Origin of the sequence: Cryobacterium sp. PH31-O1 (assembly GCF_030063455.1) — a bacterium.
In the GTDB taxonomy this organism is placed as follows: Bacteria; Actinomycetota; Actinomycetes; order Actinomycetales; family Microbacteriaceae; genus Cryobacterium.
Genome location: NZ_JASITB010000006.1, coordinates 76,532 through 96,169, shown reverse-complemented (window position 1 = coordinate 96,169; position 19,638 = coordinate 76,532). Strand labels below are relative to the sequence as shown.

At 66.6% G+C, this 19,638-nt stretch carries 18 protein-coding genes; 12 read left to right on the top strand and 6 right to left on the bottom strand.

Annotated elements, in window-relative coordinates; genetic code table 11:
• The first annotated feature begins 4 nt into the window (after nt 1-4).
• Nucleotides 5-673: an amino acid ABC transporter permease gene (locus QMK31_RS13110; RefSeq protein WP_283501392.1), complete on the top strand. Its 669-nt coding sequence runs from the start codon at nt 5-7 to the stop codon at nt 671-673.
• Nucleotides 660-1,508 (top strand): amino acid ABC transporter ATP-binding protein, encoded by an 849-nt coding sequence (locus QMK31_RS13105; RefSeq protein ID WP_283501391.1) that lies wholly within the window; start codon nt 660-662, stop codon nt 1,506-1,508. Before QMK31_RS13110 ends, QMK31_RS13105 begins: the two co-directional genes overlap by 14 nt.
• Before the next feature lie 132 nt (nt 1,509-1,640).
• Here the strand turns inward: QMK31_RS13105 and QMK31_RS13100 are convergent, their stop codons facing one another.
• The 4 genes from QMK31_RS13100 to QMK31_RS13085 form a co-directional block, all read right to left on the bottom strand.
• On the bottom strand, nt 1,641-1,937 hold the full coding sequence (locus tag QMK31_RS13100; protein WP_092111002.1) for a hypothetical protein: 297 nt from the start codon (nt 1,935-1,937) through the stop codon (nt 1,641-1,643).
• On the bottom strand, nt 1,934-2,281 hold the full coding sequence (locus tag QMK31_RS13095; protein WP_283501390.1) for a hypothetical protein: 348 nt from the start codon (nt 2,279-2,281) through the stop codon (nt 1,934-1,936). The genes QMK31_RS13100 and QMK31_RS13095 overlap by 4 nt, the downstream gene beginning before the upstream one ends.
• A gap of 579 nt (nt 2,282-2,860) precedes the next feature.
• Nucleotides 2,861-5,869 carry an AAA family ATPase gene (locus tag QMK31_RS13090; protein WP_283501389.1) on the bottom strand — a complete coding sequence of 1,003 codons (3,009 nt, stop codon included), beginning with the start codon at nt 5,867-5,869 and terminating at the stop codon, nt 2,861-2,863.
• Nucleotides 5,866-7,062: an exonuclease SbcCD subunit D gene (locus tag QMK31_RS13085; protein ID WP_283501388.1), complete on the bottom strand. Its 1,197-nt coding sequence runs from the start codon at nt 7,060-7,062 to the stop codon at nt 5,866-5,868. The genes QMK31_RS13090 and QMK31_RS13085 overlap by 4 nt, the downstream gene beginning before the upstream one ends.
• A 208-nt stretch (nt 7,063-7,270) precedes the next feature.
• Here QMK31_RS13085 and QMK31_RS13080 point away from each other — a divergent pair, with 208 nt between their 5' ends.
• From QMK31_RS13080 to QMK31_RS13050, 7 genes are all read left to right on the top strand, one after another.
• Nucleotides 7,271-8,059, top strand: a complete 789-nt coding sequence (locus tag QMK31_RS13080; RefSeq protein WP_283501553.1) for a DeoR/GlpR family DNA-binding transcription regulator — start codon at nt 7,271-7,273, stop codon at nt 8,057-8,059.
• Complete coding sequence (locus QMK31_RS13075) at nt 8,056-9,057, top strand: 1-phosphofructokinase family hexose kinase (protein ID WP_283501387.1); 1,002 nt, start codon at nt 8,056-8,058, stop codon at nt 9,055-9,057. Before QMK31_RS13080 ends, QMK31_RS13075 begins: the two co-directional genes overlap by 4 nt.
• Nucleotides 9,054-11,066 carry a PTS fructose transporter subunit IIABC gene (locus tag QMK31_RS13070; protein WP_283501386.1) on the top strand — a complete coding sequence of 671 codons (2,013 nt, stop codon included), beginning with the start codon at nt 9,054-9,056 and terminating at the stop codon, nt 11,064-11,066. Before QMK31_RS13075 ends, QMK31_RS13070 begins: the two co-directional genes overlap by 4 nt.
• Before the next feature lie 111 nt (nt 11,067-11,177).
• Nucleotides 11,178-12,908: a phosphoenolpyruvate--protein phosphotransferase gene (gene ptsP, locus QMK31_RS13065; RefSeq protein ID WP_283501385.1), complete on the top strand. Its 1,731-nt coding sequence runs from the start codon at nt 11,178-11,180 to the stop codon at nt 12,906-12,908.
• A 39-nt stretch (nt 12,909-12,947) separates the two neighbouring features.
• A complete protein-coding gene (locus QMK31_RS13060; RefSeq protein WP_092451256.1) occupies nt 12,948-13,226 on the top strand; it encodes an HPr family phosphocarrier protein in 279 nt (92 codons plus the stop codon).
• 153 nt (nt 13,227-13,379) lie between these two features.
• A complete protein-coding gene (locus QMK31_RS13055) occupies nt 13,380-13,652 on the top strand; it encodes a hypothetical protein (RefSeq protein WP_502853161.1) in 273 nt (90 codons plus the stop codon).
• A 2-nt stretch (nt 13,653-13,654) separates the two neighbouring features.
• Nucleotides 13,655-14,599, top strand: a complete 945-nt coding sequence (locus QMK31_RS13050) for an FHA domain-containing protein (protein ID WP_283501384.1) — start codon at nt 13,655-13,657, stop codon at nt 14,597-14,599.
• Between the two features lie 50 nt (nt 14,600-14,649).
• On the opposite strand, the gene QMK31_RS13045 is transcribed toward QMK31_RS13050, so the two are convergent.
• On the bottom strand, nt 14,650-15,156 hold the full coding sequence (locus QMK31_RS13045; protein ID WP_283501383.1) for a DUF2231 domain-containing protein: 507 nt from the start codon (nt 15,154-15,156) through the stop codon (nt 14,650-14,652).
• Nucleotides 15,146-15,991: a TspO-related membrane protein gene (locus tag QMK31_RS13040; RefSeq protein WP_283501382.1), complete on the bottom strand. Its 846-nt coding sequence runs from the start codon at nt 15,989-15,991 to the stop codon at nt 15,146-15,148. The genes QMK31_RS13045 and QMK31_RS13040 overlap by 11 nt, the downstream gene beginning before the upstream one ends.
• 137 nt (nt 15,992-16,128) lie before the next feature.
• On the opposite strand from QMK31_RS13040, the gene QMK31_RS13035 reads away from it, so the two are divergent.
• The 3 genes from QMK31_RS13035 (at nt 16,129) to QMK31_RS13025 (ending at nt 19,638) form a co-directional block, all read left to right on the top strand.
• Nucleotides 16,129-17,340, top strand: a complete 1,212-nt coding sequence (locus QMK31_RS13035) for a multicopper oxidase domain-containing protein (RefSeq protein ID WP_283501381.1) — start codon at nt 16,129-16,131, stop codon at nt 17,338-17,340.
• 61 nt (nt 17,341-17,401) lie between these two features.
• Nucleotides 17,402-19,267, top strand: a complete 1,866-nt coding sequence (locus tag QMK31_RS13030; protein ID WP_283501380.1) for a gamma-glutamyltransferase family protein — start codon at nt 17,402-17,404, stop codon at nt 19,265-19,267.
• A gap of 170 nt (nt 19,268-19,437) precedes the next feature.
• Nucleotides 19,438-19,638, top strand: coding sequence for a hypothetical protein (locus QMK31_RS13025; protein WP_283501379.1), 201 nt, complete (start codon nt 19,438-19,440; stop codon nt 19,636-19,638).

Genomic DNA, 19,638 nt, shown 5'->3' with positions numbered 1-19,638 from the left:
TTCGATGATCCAGCCTGATTGGGAGTTGTTCGTCAACTCGCTCTGGCCGATGCTCGACGGCGCGGTGCGGGGCACGATCCCGCTAGCCCTGACGTCGTTCGCGATCGGTCTCGTGCTCGCGCTCGTTCTCGCGCTGATGCGGCTGTCGGCGAAGCGCTGGCTGTCTGGCATCGCGCGCGGCTACATCTCTCTAGTGCGCGGTACCCCGCTGCTCGTGCAGCTGTTCGTGATCTTCTACGGACTCCCATCAATCGGCGTGACGATCGAGCCGTGGCCGAGCGCCGTGTTGGCGTTCTCGATCAACGTCGGCGGCTATGCGGCCGAGGTCATCCGCGCCGCGATTCTCTCAGTGCCCAAGGGCCAGTGGGAAGCGGCCTACATGATCGGCATGTCCCACGGTCGAGCGCTCACCCGAATCATCCTGCCGCAGGCCGCCCGGGTGTCGGTGCCGCCGTTGTCGAATACGTTCATCAGTCTGGTGAAAGACAGCTCGCTGGCCTCGCTCATCCTGGTCACCGAGCTTTTTCGCGAGGCGCAGCAAGTGGCTGCGTTCAGCAACAAGTTCATGCTGCTCTATCTCGAAGCAGCCCTCATCTACTGGGTCATCTGTCTCGTTCTCTCCACCGGGCAGGGTTTTCTCGAAAAGCGATTGGACCGCTATGTCGCCCGCTGATATTCCCGCGTCGAGCAGCCAGGCGGATGCCGCGGCATCCGCCTGGCTGCTGCGAGTTCGGGGACTGCAGAAGAGTTTCGGCAGCAACCGGGTGCTGGAATCGGTGGACCTCACCGTGGACCGCGGCCGCGTGCTCGCCCTGATCGGCCCGTCCGGCTCCGGCAAGACCACGATCTTGCGCTGCCTGAATGGGCTGGAGTTACCCGACGGCGGCACCATCGAGGTCGCCGCAGCCGCCGGGCAGGCTCCGGGTCGCGCTGCCACGACGTCCGGGCCGGTGGGCGTCGATTTCACGGCGAAGACCACGTCGAAGCAGCTCGCAGGCCTCCGCGATCGGTCGGCCATGGTCTTTCAGCACTACAACCTGTTTCCGCATAAAACAGTGCTGCAGAATGTGATCGAGGGACCGATCGTCGTGCAGCGCCGCCCAGTCGCCGCGGTCACGGCCGAGGCGCTCGTGCTGCTCGACCGGGTCGGACTGACCGACAAGCAGAACAGCTACCCCTTCGAACTCTCCGGCGGCCAGCAGCAGCGGGTCGGAATCGTGCGGGCCCTCGCACTGCGCCCGCAGCTCCTTCTGTTCGACGAACCGACCTCGGCTCTCGATCCGGAACTTGTCGGTGACGTTCTGCGGCTGATCAAGGAGCTGGCCGACGAGGGCTGGAGCATGGTCATCGTCACCCACGAACTTGAATTCGCCCGCGAGGTCGCGCACGAAATCGCTTTCGTGGACGGCGGCACCATCGTCGAGCGTGGAGACCCGAAACAGCTGCTGCGGCACCCGCAGCAAGAACGCACGCGCCAGTTTCTGCACCGGCTGCTCCACCCGTTCTAGGACACAGCCCCCTTACTACGCATCCGCTGGAGGGGTATCCGCTGTCGGGATGACCGCACCCGATCTGGGTAGCCGCTACGCCGGTTGATAAATAGCGGTTAGCGTAGCGCACCCAGATCGGCGCGGGCAGCGCTACGGGTGCGGTGTGATGATCACCACGGTGATGCGGTCGAGCCCCGGGCCGTAGTGCCAGTAGATGCGGCCGGCCGTCGGCGTGCGGTGCTCGATGTAAGAGTCCCAGACGGCCTCACCCTTCTTGCCGGCGAGCGACACGTATTTGTGTGAGCGCAACGCCGGGTCGTCGGGGTTCAGTTGCAGCCGTCCGAGTGCGGTGCGCACTCGTTTGAGGCGGCCGACCAGCTGTGGTTTCGTTTCAAGAATGGACAGTCCCGATGCCGCTTCCCTCGTGAGAAGGAGCGTGAAACTCATGACTGGGACTCGGCCGGTGCAGCGGAGTCGTCGACGGCATGCTCTTCATCGGCGTATCGGGTGAAGTCGCCACCCTCGCTTGTCTCTTCCTTGCTACTGTGCTCGAGGCCACGTACCAGGGCAGCACGGATGCCTTCGTCGTCCCAGACCAGGAGCTCGCGGCGAGGGATGGACACGAGCGGAGTCAGAAGGATTTCGCCCTCAGCGTTCACGGCGACAGCATAACGATCATCGCGGCGCACTCCGGCTTTGCCGAACGCCATGCGGGAGCGCTCATCGGCGCTGACTTCGCCCATCGGAACGAAGTCCGATTTCAGTTCCGTCATCTTCTTCAGTTCCACCATCGTCTTCACCCAATCATCTGGTGGCCCGCACCCGTCCGGGTGTTTTCCGGGACCGATCCGAGCCTGTCTGAAAGTGAGATTACCCCAGATTTACATGTGGGTAAACCCCTAGACAAATAATTTGGACGATGTATGGTATTCCGCGCGCGGAGAACAACTGCCGATGTCGTGCACGCGGAAACGGAAAGACCAGTCCGTTCGGCAGGGCGATCGAACTGGTCTAAGCAACATGAAATATACCGAATGCCGTGCACGTGATCAAGGGCCAAATTCACTCATTTTCTTGCCAGAATCGCGAAGTCAGGATACCGACCTCTGAGTTCGTTATCTCGCCGTCAACGCCACCCCACTGTGGCGCCCCGGTCGGCACCGACGGCGGACCCGTCGTCGACAAAAAAAGTCGCCCCGGTTGAAGTGTTTCTGGTGCGAGAGGATCAGCCGTTTGGAGGGAGTTTTTCGTTCGGTCTCCTGGCCCGGCTCGCTTCGTCACGGCAACGCTCCGAATGCTGACAGGCTCATCCCGGATCGGCACTGCCTGCGGTCAACCCCGTCAGGGCCGTCCGCCGCCGCCCCGGGTCATCAGGCGGCCGGATCGGCCTCGATTCGGCTGTAGCCCTGGTCAGTCACTGAAATGCGTAGCGTGGCCGGAATCTGCTCTTTCATGGAGTCGACATGGCTGATCAGGCCGATCGTGCGGCCGCCGGCGCGCAGTGTGTCGAGGGTGCCCATGGCGGTCTCGAGGGTTTCACCGTCGAGCGAGCCGAAGCCCTCATCGACGAACAGGGTGTCGAGCGTGATGCCGCCCGCCTGCCCGGACACCACTTCGGCCAGGCCGAGGGCGAGGGCGAGGGAAGCAAGGAACGTCTCGCCTCCCGACAGCGAATGCGTCGCCCGCGCGCGGCCGGTGAACCCATCTCGGATCATCAGGCCCAAACCCGAGCGCGCACCACCCTTCACCCGAGAGTCATCGTGTTCGAGTGCGTACCGTCCGCTCGTCATCGTGCGCAGCCGCAGGTTGGCCGCTACGACGATCTCTTCCAACTGGGCGGCCAGCACGTAGGTTTCCAACCGCATCCGCTTGGTGTTCGGTTCGTCGCCCTGAATGACGTCGGCCAGCTGGCGCACCTGGGAGTGCACGTTAAGCAAGTCAGCGGATGCTGCGAATCTCGTCGTGACTTGCCGCACGAGCTCAGCGAGCTGGCCGGCACGCTCGGCGAGCGAGCCCTGCGCGCTCACCGCGGCATCGCGCTCACTGCTGGCAGCGTCGAACGCTCGCTGGGACGGCTCGAGATCGACCGGTTCTGGCGAAAGGTCGGCCAGTTCAGGGTCAGCCACTGCCGCCCGCGCTGCGGCGCGCTCGGCGTCGTAGGCCCGCTCGACGGTCTCCAACCGCGTGATCTCCCCCTCGCCCCGCTGCGCCGCAACGGCCGTCTCCTCGTCGTCGAAGCCCTCTTCCCCTAACTGGCCGGTGAGCTGGCGGGTCGCGGCATCGGCGGCGGCAGCGCGTTCTCGACTGAGGTCCTGCGCGCCGTCCAGTGTGCGCGCACACTCCAGCTCCTGCTGCAGGGCGCGAACCTGCGCGGTCACGCTCTCGCATTCCCCGCGCTGTGCTCCCACGCGGGCAGCGAGCAGGTCGCGCTGCCCTGACCGCACGCTGTGAGTATCGGACGCCGTATCACGCGATGCGCGGGCGGCCAGCACTGCGGCCCGGGCCAGGGTCAGGCCGTGCCGAAGATCGGCCTGTTCCTGCCGAAGCCCCCCGACCAGATCGGCCGCCGTGCGTGCGGTCGCCAACCGGGCGGCGGCGGCGGTACGGTCGGCCCGGAGCTCATCCACACTGCGTTGCCCGGCCAGCGCCTGCGCCTGCGCGAGCCGATTCGTCAGGGCGGCCGTGGTCTCTTGGGCGTCGGCCAGTTGCTGCTGGCAACCCTGCAGCTGGTCACGGGCGGTGGTGAGGTCGGCCGCGGACACCAGCCCAGCCTGCGCTGCCGCGGGGGCTGGGTGTTCGATGGACCCACAGACCACACAGGCGTCACCATCGACGAGGTAACCGGCAAGCTCCGACGCCTGCCCGGTAATCCGCCGGGCCACGAGCGCCTCATAGTCGACGGCGGCCGCCGCATTGTCGCGACTGCGGCCCAGCAAGATATCGTTCGCCCCGACCAACTCGGTCAGCAACGACAGTACGTCTTCGGCGGCCGCGAGCCCCGCGGCGGCACGGTGAACGGCCTCGTCAGCGTCGGTCTCACCCGCGGCGGTGAGGGTCGCTGCCGCGAGCTGCCCACCGACGAAATCTATCTGCTGGGGCAGCTCGTCGAGTCGCTGCTGGGCACGAGTCAGGTCATCGGTGTGTACGGCGAGCAGGTCGAACAACGCGGTGATTTCGTGGTCGAGGGCCGGAAGCTGCTTCTCCTCCGCGAGCACCTCGGCAAGCGCTCCGAGCCGTCCCACGAGGGCATCCATGATCGGACCCAGCTCCAACTCGGCGCCGCTCGTATCGGTGCTGGTCGCAGGGGCGCCGCTCGTATCGGTGCCGGTCGCACCGAACGGCACGTCGAATGGCAGCCAGGCGGCCCGGGCCGAGGTTTCGTCGGTCAGGGCCGCCTGCCAGGCAAGAGTTGCCGCCCGGCTGCTGCGGATGTGCGGCCAGACCCGTGCCGCCCGGGTGGCCTGGCGCAGCGTACCGCGCTGTTCGTCGACCTCGCCAGATCGGGCCTCGAGGGTGGCGAGAGTGGCCTGGGCGAGGGCACGCCGGGCCTGTCGCCGCTGTGTTTCGGTGGCCGCGCGGTGTTGTGCCGTCGCCGCGGCCAGCGTCGCCGCCGCGGCCAGCGCGTCGTGCACGGCGAGGTCAACCTCGCGATTCAGGCCGGCGAGAGCGCCCCGGAACCAGACCAGGTCGGGCTCGATCGGCAGCACGGAACGTCGCAGCTGGTGCATGGCAGCGGTGGCAAGTTCAGCCACATCGCGCTGCACGGCAGCGAGACTCTCGTCGAGAGATTTACGGCGCGCGATCAGCGCGGACTCCAGCTGTTCGAAGCGAGTGGTTCCGAACAGGGTGCGCAGCACGGCACGCCGTTCCTCGGTTTTGGCCAGCAAGAAGTACTGGAATCGGTTTTGAGCCAGAAGAATCACCTGGAGGAATTGGTCTGCCTTCAAGGGCAGTATTGAGCTCAGTTCGAGGCCGACTGCCCGGGGCTTGGCCGCAATCCCCCGCCACTGCGTGCCGTACAGAACCTGCAGCACAGCCGTCGGTGCTGCACTGGTGGTTCCGGTACCGTTCTTCTTCGCGCGCTCATAGGCCGGGCTGCGCAGCAAACGGTAGTCGCGCCCGCGCAGGCTGAAGTCGAGTTCGACGAACGTAGGATCATCGGGCTCGCAATAGTCGCTGCGCATCCGCTGCTCTGTGTCGGTGAAACGCGGCACCTGGTCATAGAGCGCGAAACAGATCGCGTCGAGGATACTGGACTTGCCAGCGCCGGTCTTGCCCGTGATGAGAAAGATTCCGTCGGAGTCGAACCGCTCGAAGTTGACGATCTGCTCGTTCTTGAATGGTCCAAAACCGGCCAGACGCAGTCGCTTGATCTTCATGCGTTCGCCTCTTTCGTGCTCTGCTCGGTTTGCAGCTCAGCGATCAACGCGCTCTCAAACTCGGAGGGCCCGACCCCGTTTCGTACGAACGACAGGAAGCCCGCCACGATCTCTGCATCACTCTTTGCGGCGCGAATGCGCTCAGCGTAGGTGGAGCCATCCGCTTCGAGCGTGATCGTTGGCCGGTGCTCGAGCGCAACGCAGTGCGCGAATCTGGTCTGCAGCAAGCGCATGGCATCGAGCGGGCGCACCTGATCGGTGAGAATGGCCTTAACCCAGTCTCGCTCGTTTCCGGCGAAGCTCTCATCCGTGAGCAGCGTGGCGAGTTCGCCGGTGAGCACCGTAAGCCGACGCGGCACGGGTAGGTCGACCCACTCGACGGCAGGGTGTTCGACGGCACGGTGTTCAGAGTTGCCGAGGCCCGCGGCGCCGAGTTCGACCAGCCAGGCTCCACGCGGCTTACCGACCTCGGAGAAGGAGTAGTGCAGGGGCGCACCGGAGTAGCGCACCCGCTCCGTCAGCGTGGCCCGTCCGTGAATGTGGCCGAGCGCGACGTAATCGCAGCCGTCGAAGACACCCAGCGGCACAACGTCGAGCCCCCCGGCAGTGATATCGCGCTCGACATCGCTCGCCTCGGTAGCCGGTGCGACTCCGGCCGCGAAGCAGTGCGAGAGCACGACGCTGCGGCCCCCACGGTCGGCCAGATCGGCACGAATACGCGTCATGGCAAAGTTCAGCACCTGCTCGTGAGTCTTGAGCGGCACGTCGGGGTGCAGGTGACGAATGAGCACGGGCTCCAGGTAGGGAATGCCATAAAAATGCACCGGGCCGTGCTCGTCGCTGAAGGTGATCGGTTCGAGGTACTGCTCCGGCCCGGTGACAACGTGGATGCCGGCCAGGGCTGCCCACTCCGACTGAAAGCCGAGCCGGGTCGCCGAGTCATGATTACCGCTCGTCATGACAACGGAGGCCCCGGCCTCTTTGAGCCGCCGCAGCGTGCCGGTCAGCAGCGCGTAGCCCTCTTTCGAGGGCGTTGCTGAGTCGAACACGTCGCCCGCCACGGCCACCACGTCGACTCCGCGTTCACGCACGATCTCCACCAGCGCGTCGAGCACGATGCCCAGGTGCTCGAGCGTGGAGTGGGTGTGGAAGGTGCGCCCGATGTGCCAGTCCGAGGTGTGCAAAATCTTCATGCTAATCACGCTACCGGGGTGCACCGACAGTGCCGACCGGCGGCATCCGCTCGACGCTGCCCGACGCATGCCACGCGCAGGCCCCGCGCGTGTCAAACACCGTATTTCTTCGTTTATCTTCTTTTTCTTGACAAACAAAAACAAACACAGCTAAAGTCAATCAAACCAACTTCCCGTGACTGCGTCACTCACCACCCCGGAGGCATTTGTGTTCGCCGAAGAACGTCAACTCTTGATCGCCGCGCTCGTGGCAACCCAGGGTCGAGTCACAGTGACCGACCTCGCCGCGCAATTTTCCATTACCGCGGAGACCGTACGCCGCGATCTCGACACCCTCGAAGCCGCCCGCCAGCTGCGCCGTGTGCACGGCGGCGCCGTCGCCATCGACCGCCTGAGCCTGTCGGAGCCGAGCCTCGACGAACGCCAGACACAGCGTCTCGACGAGAAGTCGCGCATTGCCGACGCCGCAATGCGCATGATTCCCGCGAGCCGCACCGGTTCGATCGTGCTCGATGCCGGAAGCACCACCGAGCGTCTCGCCGACCGTCTCGCCGGCTGGACGCCAGCCGTCCCTGGCGACCAGCTGCTCGTGATCACCAATGCGGTGCCGATCGCCGGCAAACTCTCCCGCAATGAGGCGATCGAGCTGCACATCCTCGGCGGCCGCGTGCGTGGACTGACCAGCGCCATCGTCGGCGCCGGCACCGTCGCGCAGCTTGCGGCGCTCCGCCCCGACATCGCCTTCATCGGTACCAACGGCATCAGCTCGAGCTTTGGGCTCAGCACCCCAGACTCGGTTGAAGCAGCCGTCAAATCCGCGATCGTCAGGTCGGCCCGCCGCGTCGTCGTGCTCGCCGATTCCAGCAAGCTCGAGAAGGAAACGCTGGTCTGCTTTGCCGCCCTCGCCGCGATCGATACCCTGATAACGGATGCCGCGCCCTCCGCTGATCTCGCCGCCGCCCTCGCCGCGGCCGACGTCGACGTGGTGATCGCATGATCGTTACCCTGACCCCCAACCCGAGCCTCGACCGCACCATTGAGTTGGCCGGCCCGCTCGAGCGCGGCGAGGTGCAGCGTGCGGTCGCCGCCCACGGCGAGCCAGGCGGAAAGGGCGTCAACATCTGCCGCGCTCTCGAAGCGAGCGGAATCAGCAGCCTCGCTATCCTGCCCGGAGACGCCGACGACCCGGTGTTGCTCGCCCTGAGCAGCCATCACATTCCCCATCTCGCCCTACCGATCGGAGCGCCGCTTCGCAGCAACGTCGCGATCACCGAACCCGACGGCACCACGACGAAGCTCAACGAGCCCGGCCCGGCGCTCAGCCTCGACCAGCAGGACGCCCTCGTCGCCCTGGTATTGGAACAGTCCGTCGGCGCAAGCTGGCTCGTTCTGGCCGGATCGGTGCCGCCCGGCGTGCCAGACGACTTCTATGCCCGGATCATTCGCGAGCTGCGCGCCAGACTCGGAAGCCGCGCACCGAGAGTCGCCGTGGACTCCTCCGGCGGCCCGCTCGCCGCCGCCGCGCTGGCCCACCCCGATCTGCTCAAGCCCAACGGTGAGGAACTCGCCGAGCTGAGCGGGCTCTTCGACGGTGACACGCTCGAGGCGAACCCCGATCTCGTCGTCGACGCGGCTCGCGTTCTCATTGAGGGCGGCGTCGGCGCCGTGCTTGCCACTCTCGGCGCGAAGGGCGCCGTGCTCGTCACCGCTGGCGGCAGCTGGCTCGCCACCACTGCCCCGATGATCGCCGTCAGCACTGTCGGCGCCGGCGACTCGGCGCTGGCCGGCTATCTGCTGCAGAGCAATGCCGGAGCGAGCGCGCCCGACTGTCTGCGGCAGGCGGCCGCCCACGGCGCCGCCGCAGCTTCCCTACCCGGTTCCACTGTTCCTGCCCTGCACCAAACCAACCCCGGCGCCGTCACCGTGACGGTCCTTGCCCCAGAACCGGCCCCACGGCCGGTACTGGCCACACATCCAAAGGAGGATGCCCAGTGAGTGCACTGATTACCCCGGAGCTTGTTGCTCTGGACACCTATCTCGGGACCGAGCCGAAAGACGTTATCCGGCGCCTGGCCGAGCTCGTCGTCGCGTCGGGTCGAGCCACCGAGATCGACGCCCTGTACGCGGATGCTCTCGCCCGCGAAGCGAAGACCGCCACCGGAATCCCGGGTGGCCTCGCTATTCCGCACTGCCGTTCAACGGCCGTGCGGGAGCCCACCCTCGCTCTGGCCCGGCTGTCGAGCCCGGTGGACTTCGGCGCCACGGATGGCCCGGCAGACCTCGTCTTTCTCATCGCGGCACCTGACGGCGCCGACCAGGAGCACCTGAAGATTCTGGCCAAGCTGGCCCGGTCGCTCATGAAGAAGGATTTCACCCAAGCCCTGCGCGATGCGTCGAGCACCCAGCAGATTGTGGAACTCGTCAACAACGTCGTCGCCCCGGCAGCGGTTCCCGCCGGCGCACAGGCTGGCGCAGCGGCTACCGCCAATGCCAGTACCGGCCCGGCAAGAACCGGTATGAAGCGCATTGTCGCCGTCACCGCCTGCCCGACCGGCATCGCCCACACCTACATGGCCGCCGACTCCCTCGTGGCAGCGGCCAAGGCCGTCGGGGTGGACCTGCAGGTCGAAACCCAGGGCTCAGCCGGCCTCACCCCGCTCGACCCCGCCGTGATCGCTGCGGCCGACGCCGTTATTTTCGCCGTCGACGTCGACGTGCGCGGCCGGGAACGCTTCGCTGGCAAGCCTGTCATCACTGCCCCGGTCAAGCGCGGCATTGATGAACCCGCACGGTTGATCGAGGAAGCCCTCGCCGCCGCGATCAACCCGAACGCCCGTCGAGTCAGCGGCACTGTCGACCTCAATGGTGCGTCGGACGAGAAGAGCGAGCATCTGGGCCAGAAGCTCAAGCGTGCGCTGCTCACCGGTGTCAGCTACATGATTCCGTTTGTCGCCGGTGGAGGTCTGCTCATCGCCCTCGGCTTTCTGCTCGGCGGCTACGAGATCACCAAGGTCGCCGATGTCGTCGTGCTTCAGAACAGCCTGTTTAACCTGCCTGAGGGCGGCATGCTGATCTACCTCGGGGCGGTCTTCTTCAAGATCGGTGCCCTGTCGATGGGCTTCCTGGTTCCCGCGCTGGCCGGCTACATCTCTTTCGCCATCGCCGACCGGCCTGGCATCGCACCGGGCTTCGTCGCCGGCGCCGTCGCTGGGTTCATGGGTGCCGGGTTCCTCGGCGGTATCGTCGGTGGCCTGCTCGCCGGCGTCGTGGCGGCTAGCTTCGCCAGGCTCAACGTTCCGCGCTGGCTGCGCAGCCTGATGCCCGTCGTGATCATTCCCCTGGTCGCCTCCATCGTCGCTTCCGGCCTGATGTTCATCGTGCTCGGCGGGCCCATCGCCCTGCTGACTGTGGGTCTGGGCGATTGGCTGAACGGCATGACCGGAGCATCCGCGGTCATTCTCGGTGTCATCCTGGGCCTCATGATGGCCTTCGACCTCGGCGGCCCGGTCAACAAGGTCGCTTACGCCTTTGCTGTCGCCGGCCTCGGCACAGCAACCCTCGCAAACCAGGCACCGTGGCAGATCATGGCCGCGGTCATGGCTGCCGGTATGGTGCCGCCGCTCGCGATGGCCCTGGCCACCGTGATCGACAAGAAGCTGTTCAGTTTGGCCGAGCGGGAGAACGGCAAAGCGGCCTGGCTGCTCGGTGCCTCGTTCATCTCCGAGGGTGCCATACCGTTCGCAGCGGCCGACGTCTTCCGAGTGATTCCGGCCGCCATGCTCGGCGCCGCGGTCACCGGCGGGCTGTCGATGGCCTGGAACATCACGAGTAAGGCGCCGCACGGCGGAGTGTTCGTGTTCTTCGCGATCGACAACTTCTGGTTGTTCCTGCTCGCCATCGTGATCGGTACAGTGGTATCGGCGTTTGCGGTCGTCGGCCTCAAGCGTTACGCCGTGCGGAAGCGCCCGGTTGAGTCCCCCGCAGCGGAGCTGGTCAACGCGTAGCCCAACCGGTCCAGCCGCGCGGGTTAGCCGCCCACACCGATACGCAGTTGCGCACTACCGCAGTACAGTAACGCCAGCCGAATGGTGGGCAATAAGGAATCGAGGACGATCGTGCAAACGCTTTCAGGCAAGGCCAGTTCCGACCAGGCCGAAACCGGCCGCACCTTCTCCGGAGTCGGCGTTAGCCCCGGTCGTATCATCGGTTCCATCCTGGTGATGCCCCAAGCCGTCCAGGAGCCCGCGGTGGGCGAGCGCCTGGCCGAAGGAACCGCGCCGGAGGACGCATCCATTGCCCTGCGCGCCGCCGCTAAAGCCGTGCAGACCAATCTCACCGCCCGCTCGGTCGGCGCCTCGGGCGCCGGCCGGGAGGTGCTCGAGGCCACGGCACTGATGGCGAACGACCCAATGCTGGTCAAGGCCGCCGTGAAGCTCATTACCAACGGCGCCTCGGCGGAGCGGGCCATCTGGGACGCGGCGGCGTCGGTGGCTGAGATGCTGCACAACCTCGGCGGTTACATGGCCGAGCGCGCGACCGACGTGCTCGACGTGCGCAGCCGCATCGTCGCCGAGCTGCGTGGCGTTCCCGCCCCCGGCATCCCGTATTCCGATACCCCGTTTATTCTGGTCGGTGAGGACCTCGCGCCGGCTGACACCGCCACCCTCGACCCGGCCAAGGTGCTCGCGTTGGTCACCTCGAGCGGCGGACCGCAATCCCACACGGCCATCATTGCCCGCGCCCTCGGGCTGCCGGCCGTAGTCGCCGCCGCCGGGGTTGACGGCCTCAGCGACGGCACCGTTATCTTCGTTGACGGGGCCGCCGGCACCATTCGAGTCGACCCCGGCACCGACGAAGTCGCTCTCGCTAAAGCCTGGGAAACGACGACTGCAGCCCTCGCGGTGTTCGACGGCACCGGGCGCCTCCAGGACGGACACCTCGTTCCCCTGCTCTCCAACGTTGGCGGCGCGAAGGACGCGGTGAAGGCCGCGGCGGCCGGCGCCCAGGGGGTCGGGCTGCTGCGCACCGAGTTCTGTTTCCTCGGACGCGACACCGAGCCCACCATTACCGAACAGGTCGAGGCCTACCGCGGCGTATTCGACGCTTTTCCCGGCAAGAAAGTTGTCGTGCGCACCCTCGACGCCGGCGCCGACAAGCCCCTGCCCTTTCTGACGGATGCCTCCGAGCCGAACCCGGCTCTCGGCGTGCGCGGCTACCGCACCGATTTCACCTCCCCCGGTGTGCTTGAACGTCAGCTCGAAGCCATCGCGCAGGCCGCCGATGACACCGAAGCCCAGGTCTGGGTGATGGCCCCGATGATCTCGACCGCCGAGGAGGCCGAGCACTTCGCCGGACTCTGTGCGGCCGCCGGCCTCACGACGCCCGGCGTCATGGTCGAGGTTCCCTCGGCTGCACTGACCGCGTCCAGCATTCTCGAACACGTGGACTTCGTCAGCCTCGGCACCAACGACCTCACCCAGTACGCCATGGCGGCCGACCGCCAGCTCGGCCCGCTTGCGGCCCTCAACACCCCGTGGCAGCCCGCCGTGTTGCAGCTGATTCGGCTGACCGTTGCCGGGTCGCACGACCAGGGCCACGACAAGCCGGTCGGTGTCTGCGGCGAGGCCGCGGCCGACCCTGCCCTCGCCGTTGTGCTGGTCGGTCTCGGCGTTTCCTCCCTGTCGATGACCGCCAGGGCCCTATCGGCTGTCGCCGCCGTCCTTGCCAGCGTGACCCTCCCCGAGGCGCAGCAACTGGCCGCGCTGGCCCTGACGGCAAATTCCGCAACGGATGCCCGCCGCATCGTTCGCGAAAAACTCCCCATACTTAATACGCTGGGTTTGTAACCTGCCACTTTGTACCCACTGCCTACCCTGGAGGATCCCATGTCTGAACGAACCGCCGTCATTGCCAGCCGCGTTGGCCTGCACGCCCGCCCCGCCGGTATTTTTGTCGCCGCCGTCGGCGAGTTGCCCCTCGAGGTCACCATCGCCATGGCCGGTGAACCCGCCGAGGACGCCATGGATGCGTCGAGCATCCTCTCGATCATGAGCCTGGGCGCTTCGAACGGCGATACCGTCGTGCTGCGCGCCGACGGCGAGGGTGCCGACGAGGCCCTCGACTCGCTCGTCAAAATTCTCGAGACCGATCTCGACGCCGAATAGGAGCAGCAGAGTTCGGCATAAACCTTTACCCGTCGCAACTAGATAACTAAGCTAGGCAAATCGGTAGGCATCCATCCAGGTGCGGAACCGATCGGGGGAATCCTCCTGAATACCCCGCCAACACCCCTGCGTGCGACGAAGAAGGACTCCACCGTGACCGAACGACAGACTTACCTGGGAAACGTCGAAACTGGCGCCAGCGATGAGGAACACACCATCAAGGACTGGGCCGATCTCGGCCAGGAAATGTGGTCGTATCTCACCGGTAAGGGTGCAGCCATCAACTACAGCTTCATTGACATGGTCGTCGAGGTTCCACGCGATATCGGCCCCGATGCGCCCCGCGCCGTGTGGAAGCTCAACGGCACCCTGCGGGTCACCACGAGTGACGAGAAATCTCTCGGCTCCGATCCGTTCCGCGGCTAATCGTGGGCTCCTCCGCGAGCGCGCCCACGGGCCCGTCCGTTGGCCTGCACATCGACCTGGCGTTCTCCCTGGAGGAACCATCGGTCGCGTCTGTAGGATCCTCTGACGGTTCCACCGGGGATTCTTTTGGGCCCACCGACACGATGCAGGGAACAATCACGGCTGACGGAACCGACGTGACCATCTACACGAGCAACCCGGAAATGTTCGTGCAGGGCCGTGCACTCAACCTGGAACCGTTGCGGGCGCTCGCTGCGGAGCTGGCTGCCCGAAAACTGACCGTATCCATCACCGGGCCGGTCGGGCTGATCGCCCGCCTGGGCGACGTTCAGGCATCCGTCACGCAACGGCTCGTGACGAGGTCGCCGCACATTGTGCTCGGGTCGCGAAATGCCCTGGGACCGCTCGTGCAGGCGCGCCTGCGCGGTCAGGCACGGATGCCGGTGGCCATTCCGCTTCCGCCGTCGACCGTGTTCCCCCTCGCACCGACCTTCGACCGGCGCAGCCGACGGAAGGTCACTACGACGCATTACACGCCGGGAAGCGGGCGACCACGCCTCATCTTCGTCGTGGGGTCGGAGAACTGGAACGGGCAGATGCCCCGGGAATTCAACCTGTTGCGGGGCACGACCACGATTGGGTCGTCACCGGAAGCGGACCTGCAACTACCCGGATTAAAGCCCCTGCACGCCGAGATCCGCCACGATGACAACGATGAGTACCGCTTGTTCGCCATCGGCGAGGTGGCCGGAAGTTCCCGGCCGGCCGAAGACGGCCGCAGCATCGGCGATGGGCAGATTCTGCGCACCGGCTCGCGGCTCGAAATGGGCCCGTGGCGCATGGGCTACTTTCGCGAGGAGTTCGCCGACCACGGCCGCCCGTTCGGCGGTCGCGTCGGCGGCGAACTGGCCGTGCAAAAGCCGCAGCCGCCTCGGAAGCGCGCCTGAGCCACCACGCCGCCGAAGGAGGGTGCCGCACTTCGGTGCGGCACCCTTCTTCACGAGGTGAAGAGGCCGGTCCAAACGGCTCGTGAACCCGACTCCCCGATGAGCGCGACGGTCACCACCGCACCGGTCGCGCTCGCCAGAATGACCAGGTCGAGCACGACGGTCGCCGCGCGACGCCCCGTGCGGGTCGGCAAAGCGGATGCGAAACGGGCGCCCTCAGCGGCGATATAGCGGTACCAGAACCATTGCAGTGCGGCCGCGAGGAACAGGGCGATCACCCACGGGAGCATCGTCTTGCCGAGCGACGTGTGCGTGCCCAACAGTGGGGTGACATTGACGATGCGCGACTGCAGCCACTCGCCCGCCTGCACCGCCACCGGCACCAGCACGAGCGCCGCAAAGGCGACGAGGGGCGTCACAACGCCCAGCCGCCGCCGGGCGGCCGGCCAGAAAGCCGTGAGCACCGCGCACAGCGCGGCCAGCGGCACGACGATCACGACGCCGTGCACGATCAGAACGTGCAGCGGCAGGCCATTGAATTCCCAATCAAAGTTCATGGGGCGTCTCCAGTTTTCGGGTGTCATCTGGCGGGTTGGAACGGTGGGAGTCACGTCGTACACGGGCGCGGATGGTGACGGCGACCACCACGATCACCGCGACAATCGCCGCGACCGCGGTGGGCGTTGACAGGGCGGGGCCGGTGAGTCGGGCCACCGCCACCCAGGCGAGCCCCCAAGCGAGCGCCGCCGTGGGCGCCCATCGCCCCCGACCGTAGGCGGCGAGACCGATACCGACCAGGCCGGCCAGCGCGATCACGAGCGCACCCCAGATATCCCGATCCAGACCGAACCCGGTGAAACCGGCCGTCACCAGCACGGCCGCGATATTCGCCGCCGTCGCAACGCTGACCCAGCCGAGGTACAGTCCCATCGTACCGTCGACGAGAATCGTTTCGACGAGATTTCTGGGCGGTGAGCGCAACACCAACCGAAAGAACCCCACCAGTACCACGAGCAGGGCGACGATGACGGGAACGCTCAGCGCGAGAAGGTCGAACTGCACGCTGAGAATCCAGAAGGCGTTCAGCACCAGCGACAGCGCGATCGGGTAGCCGAGCCGCCGCTGGCGGGCATCCGCTTTCTGGGCTGGCAACGCCTGCCACACGGCGTAGCCGACCAGTCCGAGGTAGATCGGGGTCCAGATGGCGAAGGCCGGCCCACCCGGTGCGATCAGGGTGGCGTCGGCGGCGAGCGCGCCGCCCGACGCCTCGGTGATCGGCGTTCCCCCCGCGGCGCCTGACCCCACGAACGAACCGATCACTGCAAAGGTCGCGCTGCTGATCACCACAATCTGGCGCAGCCGATCCGATCGGCCAGTCGAAGAGTTGCTCACCGGTAGCTCCTGTCTGTTGGCCTGATCATTGCACGATTTACCCCGGTGAACCGCAACTTTTCTGCAAGGTGCAGGCGATACCGTGCCGGTGTTGGGGCGTGGCCAGCCGGTGCGCCCAGCTCGAACGAGGAGTCAACATGGTCGAGATCGCAGTACCCCTCCGGCCGCGCCACCGAGCCAACAGCCATCCCCGGCGCCGGTGGCCGTTCGGCGTGGTCGTGGCCGCCGCGCTGAGCGGCACCATCGTTCTGGTGTTGTCTGGGGTGCTCGGCGCCCCGGCCATCGCGACCCTGCAATCCGGCACCGGTTACGTCGCCCAGACGCGCACATATTTCATCGGCGCCGACGAGGTGGACTGGAATTACGCCCCCTCTGGCCGCAACGAGATCACCGGCGCGGCGTTCGACGAGACCGCCGACGTGTTCACCAAGCAGGGACCCGACCGCATCGGCAGCACCTACATCAAGTCGCTGTATCGGGCCTACACCGATGCGAGCTTCAGCTGGCTCAAGCCGCGCCCGAGATCCGACGCGCACCTCGGCATGCTCGGCCCGATCATTCGCGGCGTCGTCGGCGACACCATCAAGGTGGTGTTCAAGAACAACCTCGACCGTCCGTCGAGCGTGCACGTACACGGTGTTTTCTACACCAAGAGCAGTGAGGGTGCGCCCTATGCCGACGGCACGACCGGTGCGGCCAAAGCGGATGACGCGGTGCCGCCCGGCGGCGTCTACACCTACACCTACCAGGTGCCCGAGCGAGCTGGCCCTGGTCCGATGGACGGCAGCTCGGTGATGTGGATGTACCACGCCCACACCGATGAGGTGGCCGACGACTACGCCGGACTGGTCGGTCCGATGGTGATCACCCGCGCCGGATCCGCCCGAGCCGACGGTACCCCGATCGACGTCGACCGCGAACTGTTTGTGCAGTTCAAGGTCAGCGACGAGAACGCCAGCCCCTATCTGGCCCGCAACATTGAACGGTTTGCGACCGATCCGGCGAGCGTCGATCCGGCCAGCGAGGAGTTCGAGGAGAGCAACCTTATGCATACCGTCAACGGATATGTCTACGGCAACCAGCCGCTGGCCTCGATGACGGTGAAGAAGGGAAAGCGGGTGCGCTGGTATCTCATGGGTATGGGCACCGAAGTCGACCTGCACACGCCGCACTGGCACGGCAACACTGTCGTTGCCCTCGGTATGCGCACCGACGTGGTCAGCCTGCTGCCGGCCAGCATGATGATCGCCGACATGGTGCCCGACGACGAGGGAACCTGGCTGTTCCACTGCCACGTCAACGACCACATCACGGCCGGGATGCTCACCCGGTATCGGGTGGCGCCGTAGTAACGCCCCGGAGGGCGCGGTGCCAGCGGCGCCCCGCCCTCCGTCGTGCGAGGCTAGACGGGTGACCTATTCCGCTCCGAACGCCTTCACGACCCGTCCGACCCTGCAGGGAACCTTCGGCATGACCGCCTCGACGCACTGGCTCGCAACGGCCTGCGCTCAGGCCGTGCTCGAGCGTGGCGGCAATGCCTTCGACGCGGCCGTCGCTGGCGCTTTCGTTTTGCACGTGGTTGAACCGCATCTGAATGGACCGGGCGGCGATATGACCGGCGTCTTCGTCACGGCGAGTGAACCGGATGCCCCGCGCGTCATGATGGGGCAGGGCCCGGCCCCGCAGGCGGCCACCATCGACCACTACCGTTCAGAAGGCCTCGACCTGGTTCCCGGATCGGGCGCACTCGCGGCGGCCGTCCCCGGCGCCGTCGACGCCTGGCTGGTGCTGCTGCGCGATCACGGCACCTGGGAGCTGCCAGATGTGGTGTCTTTCGCCCTCGGGTACGCACGCGATGGGCATCCGATTTTGGGCCGGGTCGTCGCGACGATCGGCTCGGTCGCGACGCTGTTCACCGAGCACTGGCCGACCTCGGCCGCACAGTGGATGCCCAATGGTCACCTTCCGCGAGCGGGCGACCTGGTGACCAATGCGGCTTGGGCGAAAACCCTCGACCGCCTGCTGGCGGCGAGCGCTGACTCGGGCGCCGCCACCCGCGAGGGGCGCATCGACGCCGCCCGGAGGGAATGGCGGGTGGGGTTCGTGGCCCGCGCCATCGTTAATTTCGCACGCGCACCGCACCGGCATTCCTCGGGCACCGACCATGCCGGCGTGATAGCCCTGACCGATCTCGCCGGGTTCGAAGCGAGCATCGAGGAAGCCACGACCGTGGTTTTTCGCGGCCACACGATCGCCAAGACCGGCGCCTGGGGCCAGGGGCCGGCGCTGCTGCAAACCCTGATGATTCTCGAGGGATTCAGCGACGCTGAGCTGGACCCGTCGACCGCGCTCGGCGCACACACCATCCTCGAGGCTCAGAAACTCGCTTTCGCCGACCGGGAGGCCTACTACGGCGACGCCGACGTGCCGCTGAATTACCTGTTGTCAGCCGAGTACGCGGCCACCCGGCGGGCCCTCATCACCGAGCAGTCCTCACCCGAGTTGCGCCCCGGCATCGTGCCAGGGCGCTCCCCCTACCTGCCGGTGCTGCGCACCGAGTACACGACCGAGGCGCTGGCGAGGCAGGGGGCGGGGGCATCCGCTGGGGTCGGTGAACCGACGGTCGCCGCGCCGACTCGCGCCGCACACACCCAGACCGAGCCCGAAACGCTCTCGACCGGCGAGCTTCGTGGCGACACCTGCCACATCGACGTCGTCGATCGCTGGGGCAATATGATCTCGGCGACGCCGTCGGGCGGCTGGCTGCAGTCGTCACCGACCATTCCCGAGCTGGGGTTCTGTCTCGGCTCCCGCCTGCAGATGACCTGGCTGGAGCCCGGTGCGCCGTCAGCTTTGACGGGCGGTAAGCGCCCGCGCACGACCCTCACCCCCACGCTCGTACTGAAGGACGGGCGGGCGGTGACGGCGCTCGGCTCCCCCGGCGGCGACCAGCAGGACCAGTGGCAGTTGCTCTACCTGCTGCGCACGATCATCGGCGGCTACACCCCGCAGCAGGCGATCGATGCGCCCGCCTTTCACAGCACCTCATTTCCGGGCTCGTTCTGGCCGCGCACCTGGGAGCCTGGCGGCGCCGTCGTGGAGGACCGCTTGGGCGAGGCGGTCATCGCCGAACTGGAGCAGCGCGGCCACCGAATCACCCGGGCCGGTGACTGGGCGCTCGGCCGTCTGTCGGCGGTCACCCGCGACCCGCGAACCGGGCTGCTGCAGGCGGCGGCCAATCCCCGCGGGGCTCAGGGGTACGCCGCTGGTCGTTGATCCGGCCTGCAAAATACCACCGTTTCGGGATTTCTGCTGTCCCCACGAAGGGGGAGGACATCGACCTGTCTATCCCCACTACATTGGAGCTATCGAACCGATTACCCGAGTCGGCGATGGAACGGACAATCGTGAAAATGTTGCAGACAGAGTGCCCAGAATGCCAGCAAATGGTGTGGATCACGTCCGATACCCGGTTCGCGACCTATCACTCCCTGGCCAACTCCACCGAGGATTGCCCCGGCTCCCGAATGACCGTTCCGGTACCCCCCAAACAGACTGCCGCAAGCCGTCGGCGTGCCCAGGCCGAGCTGCTCGCCTGGACCCACTCCAGCAGTGTGGTGGGCGCTGGCAAACACCAGGCCGCCTGA

Excerpts from the sequence above, each read along its gene's own strand:
- QMK31_RS13110 (WP_283501392.1), top strand. The coding sequence starts at position 5 with ATGATCCAGCCTGATTGGGAGTTGTTCGTCAACTCGCTCTGGCCGATG.
- QMK31_RS13105 (WP_283501391.1), top strand. The coding sequence starts at position 660 with ATGTCGCCCGCTGATATTCCCGCGTCGAGCAGCCAGGCGGATGCCGCG.
- QMK31_RS13100 (WP_092111002.1), bottom strand. The coding sequence starts at position 1,937 with ATGAGTTTCACGCTCCTTCTCACGAGGGAAGCGGCATCGGGACTGTCC.
- QMK31_RS13095 (WP_283501390.1), bottom strand. The coding sequence starts at position 2,281 with ATGGTGGAACTGAAGAAGATGACGGAACTGAAATCGGACTTCGTTCCG.
- QMK31_RS13090 (WP_283501389.1), bottom strand. The coding sequence starts at position 5,869 with ATGAAGATCAAGCGACTGCGTCTGGCCGGTTTTGGACCATTCAAGAAC.
- QMK31_RS13085 (WP_283501388.1), bottom strand. The coding sequence starts at position 7,062 with ATGAAGATTTTGCACACCTCGGACTGGCACATCGGGCGCACCTTCCAC.
- QMK31_RS13075 (WP_283501387.1), top strand. The coding sequence starts at position 8,056 with ATGATCGTTACCCTGACCCCCAACCCGAGCCTCGACCGCACCATTGAG.
- QMK31_RS13060 (WP_092451256.1), top strand. The coding sequence starts at position 12,948 with ATGTCTGAACGAACCGCCGTCATTGCCAGCCGCGTTGGCCTGCACGCC.
- QMK31_RS13045 (WP_283501383.1), bottom strand. The coding sequence starts at position 15,156 with ATGAACTTTGATTGGGAATTCAATGGCCTGCCGCTGCACGTTCTGATC.
- QMK31_RS13035 (WP_283501381.1), top strand. The coding sequence starts at position 16,129 with ATGGTCGAGATCGCAGTACCCCTCCGGCCGCGCCACCGAGCCAACAGC.
- QMK31_RS13025 (WP_283501379.1), top strand. The coding sequence starts at position 19,438 with ATGGTGTGGATCACGTCCGATACCCGGTTCGCGACCTATCACTCCCTG.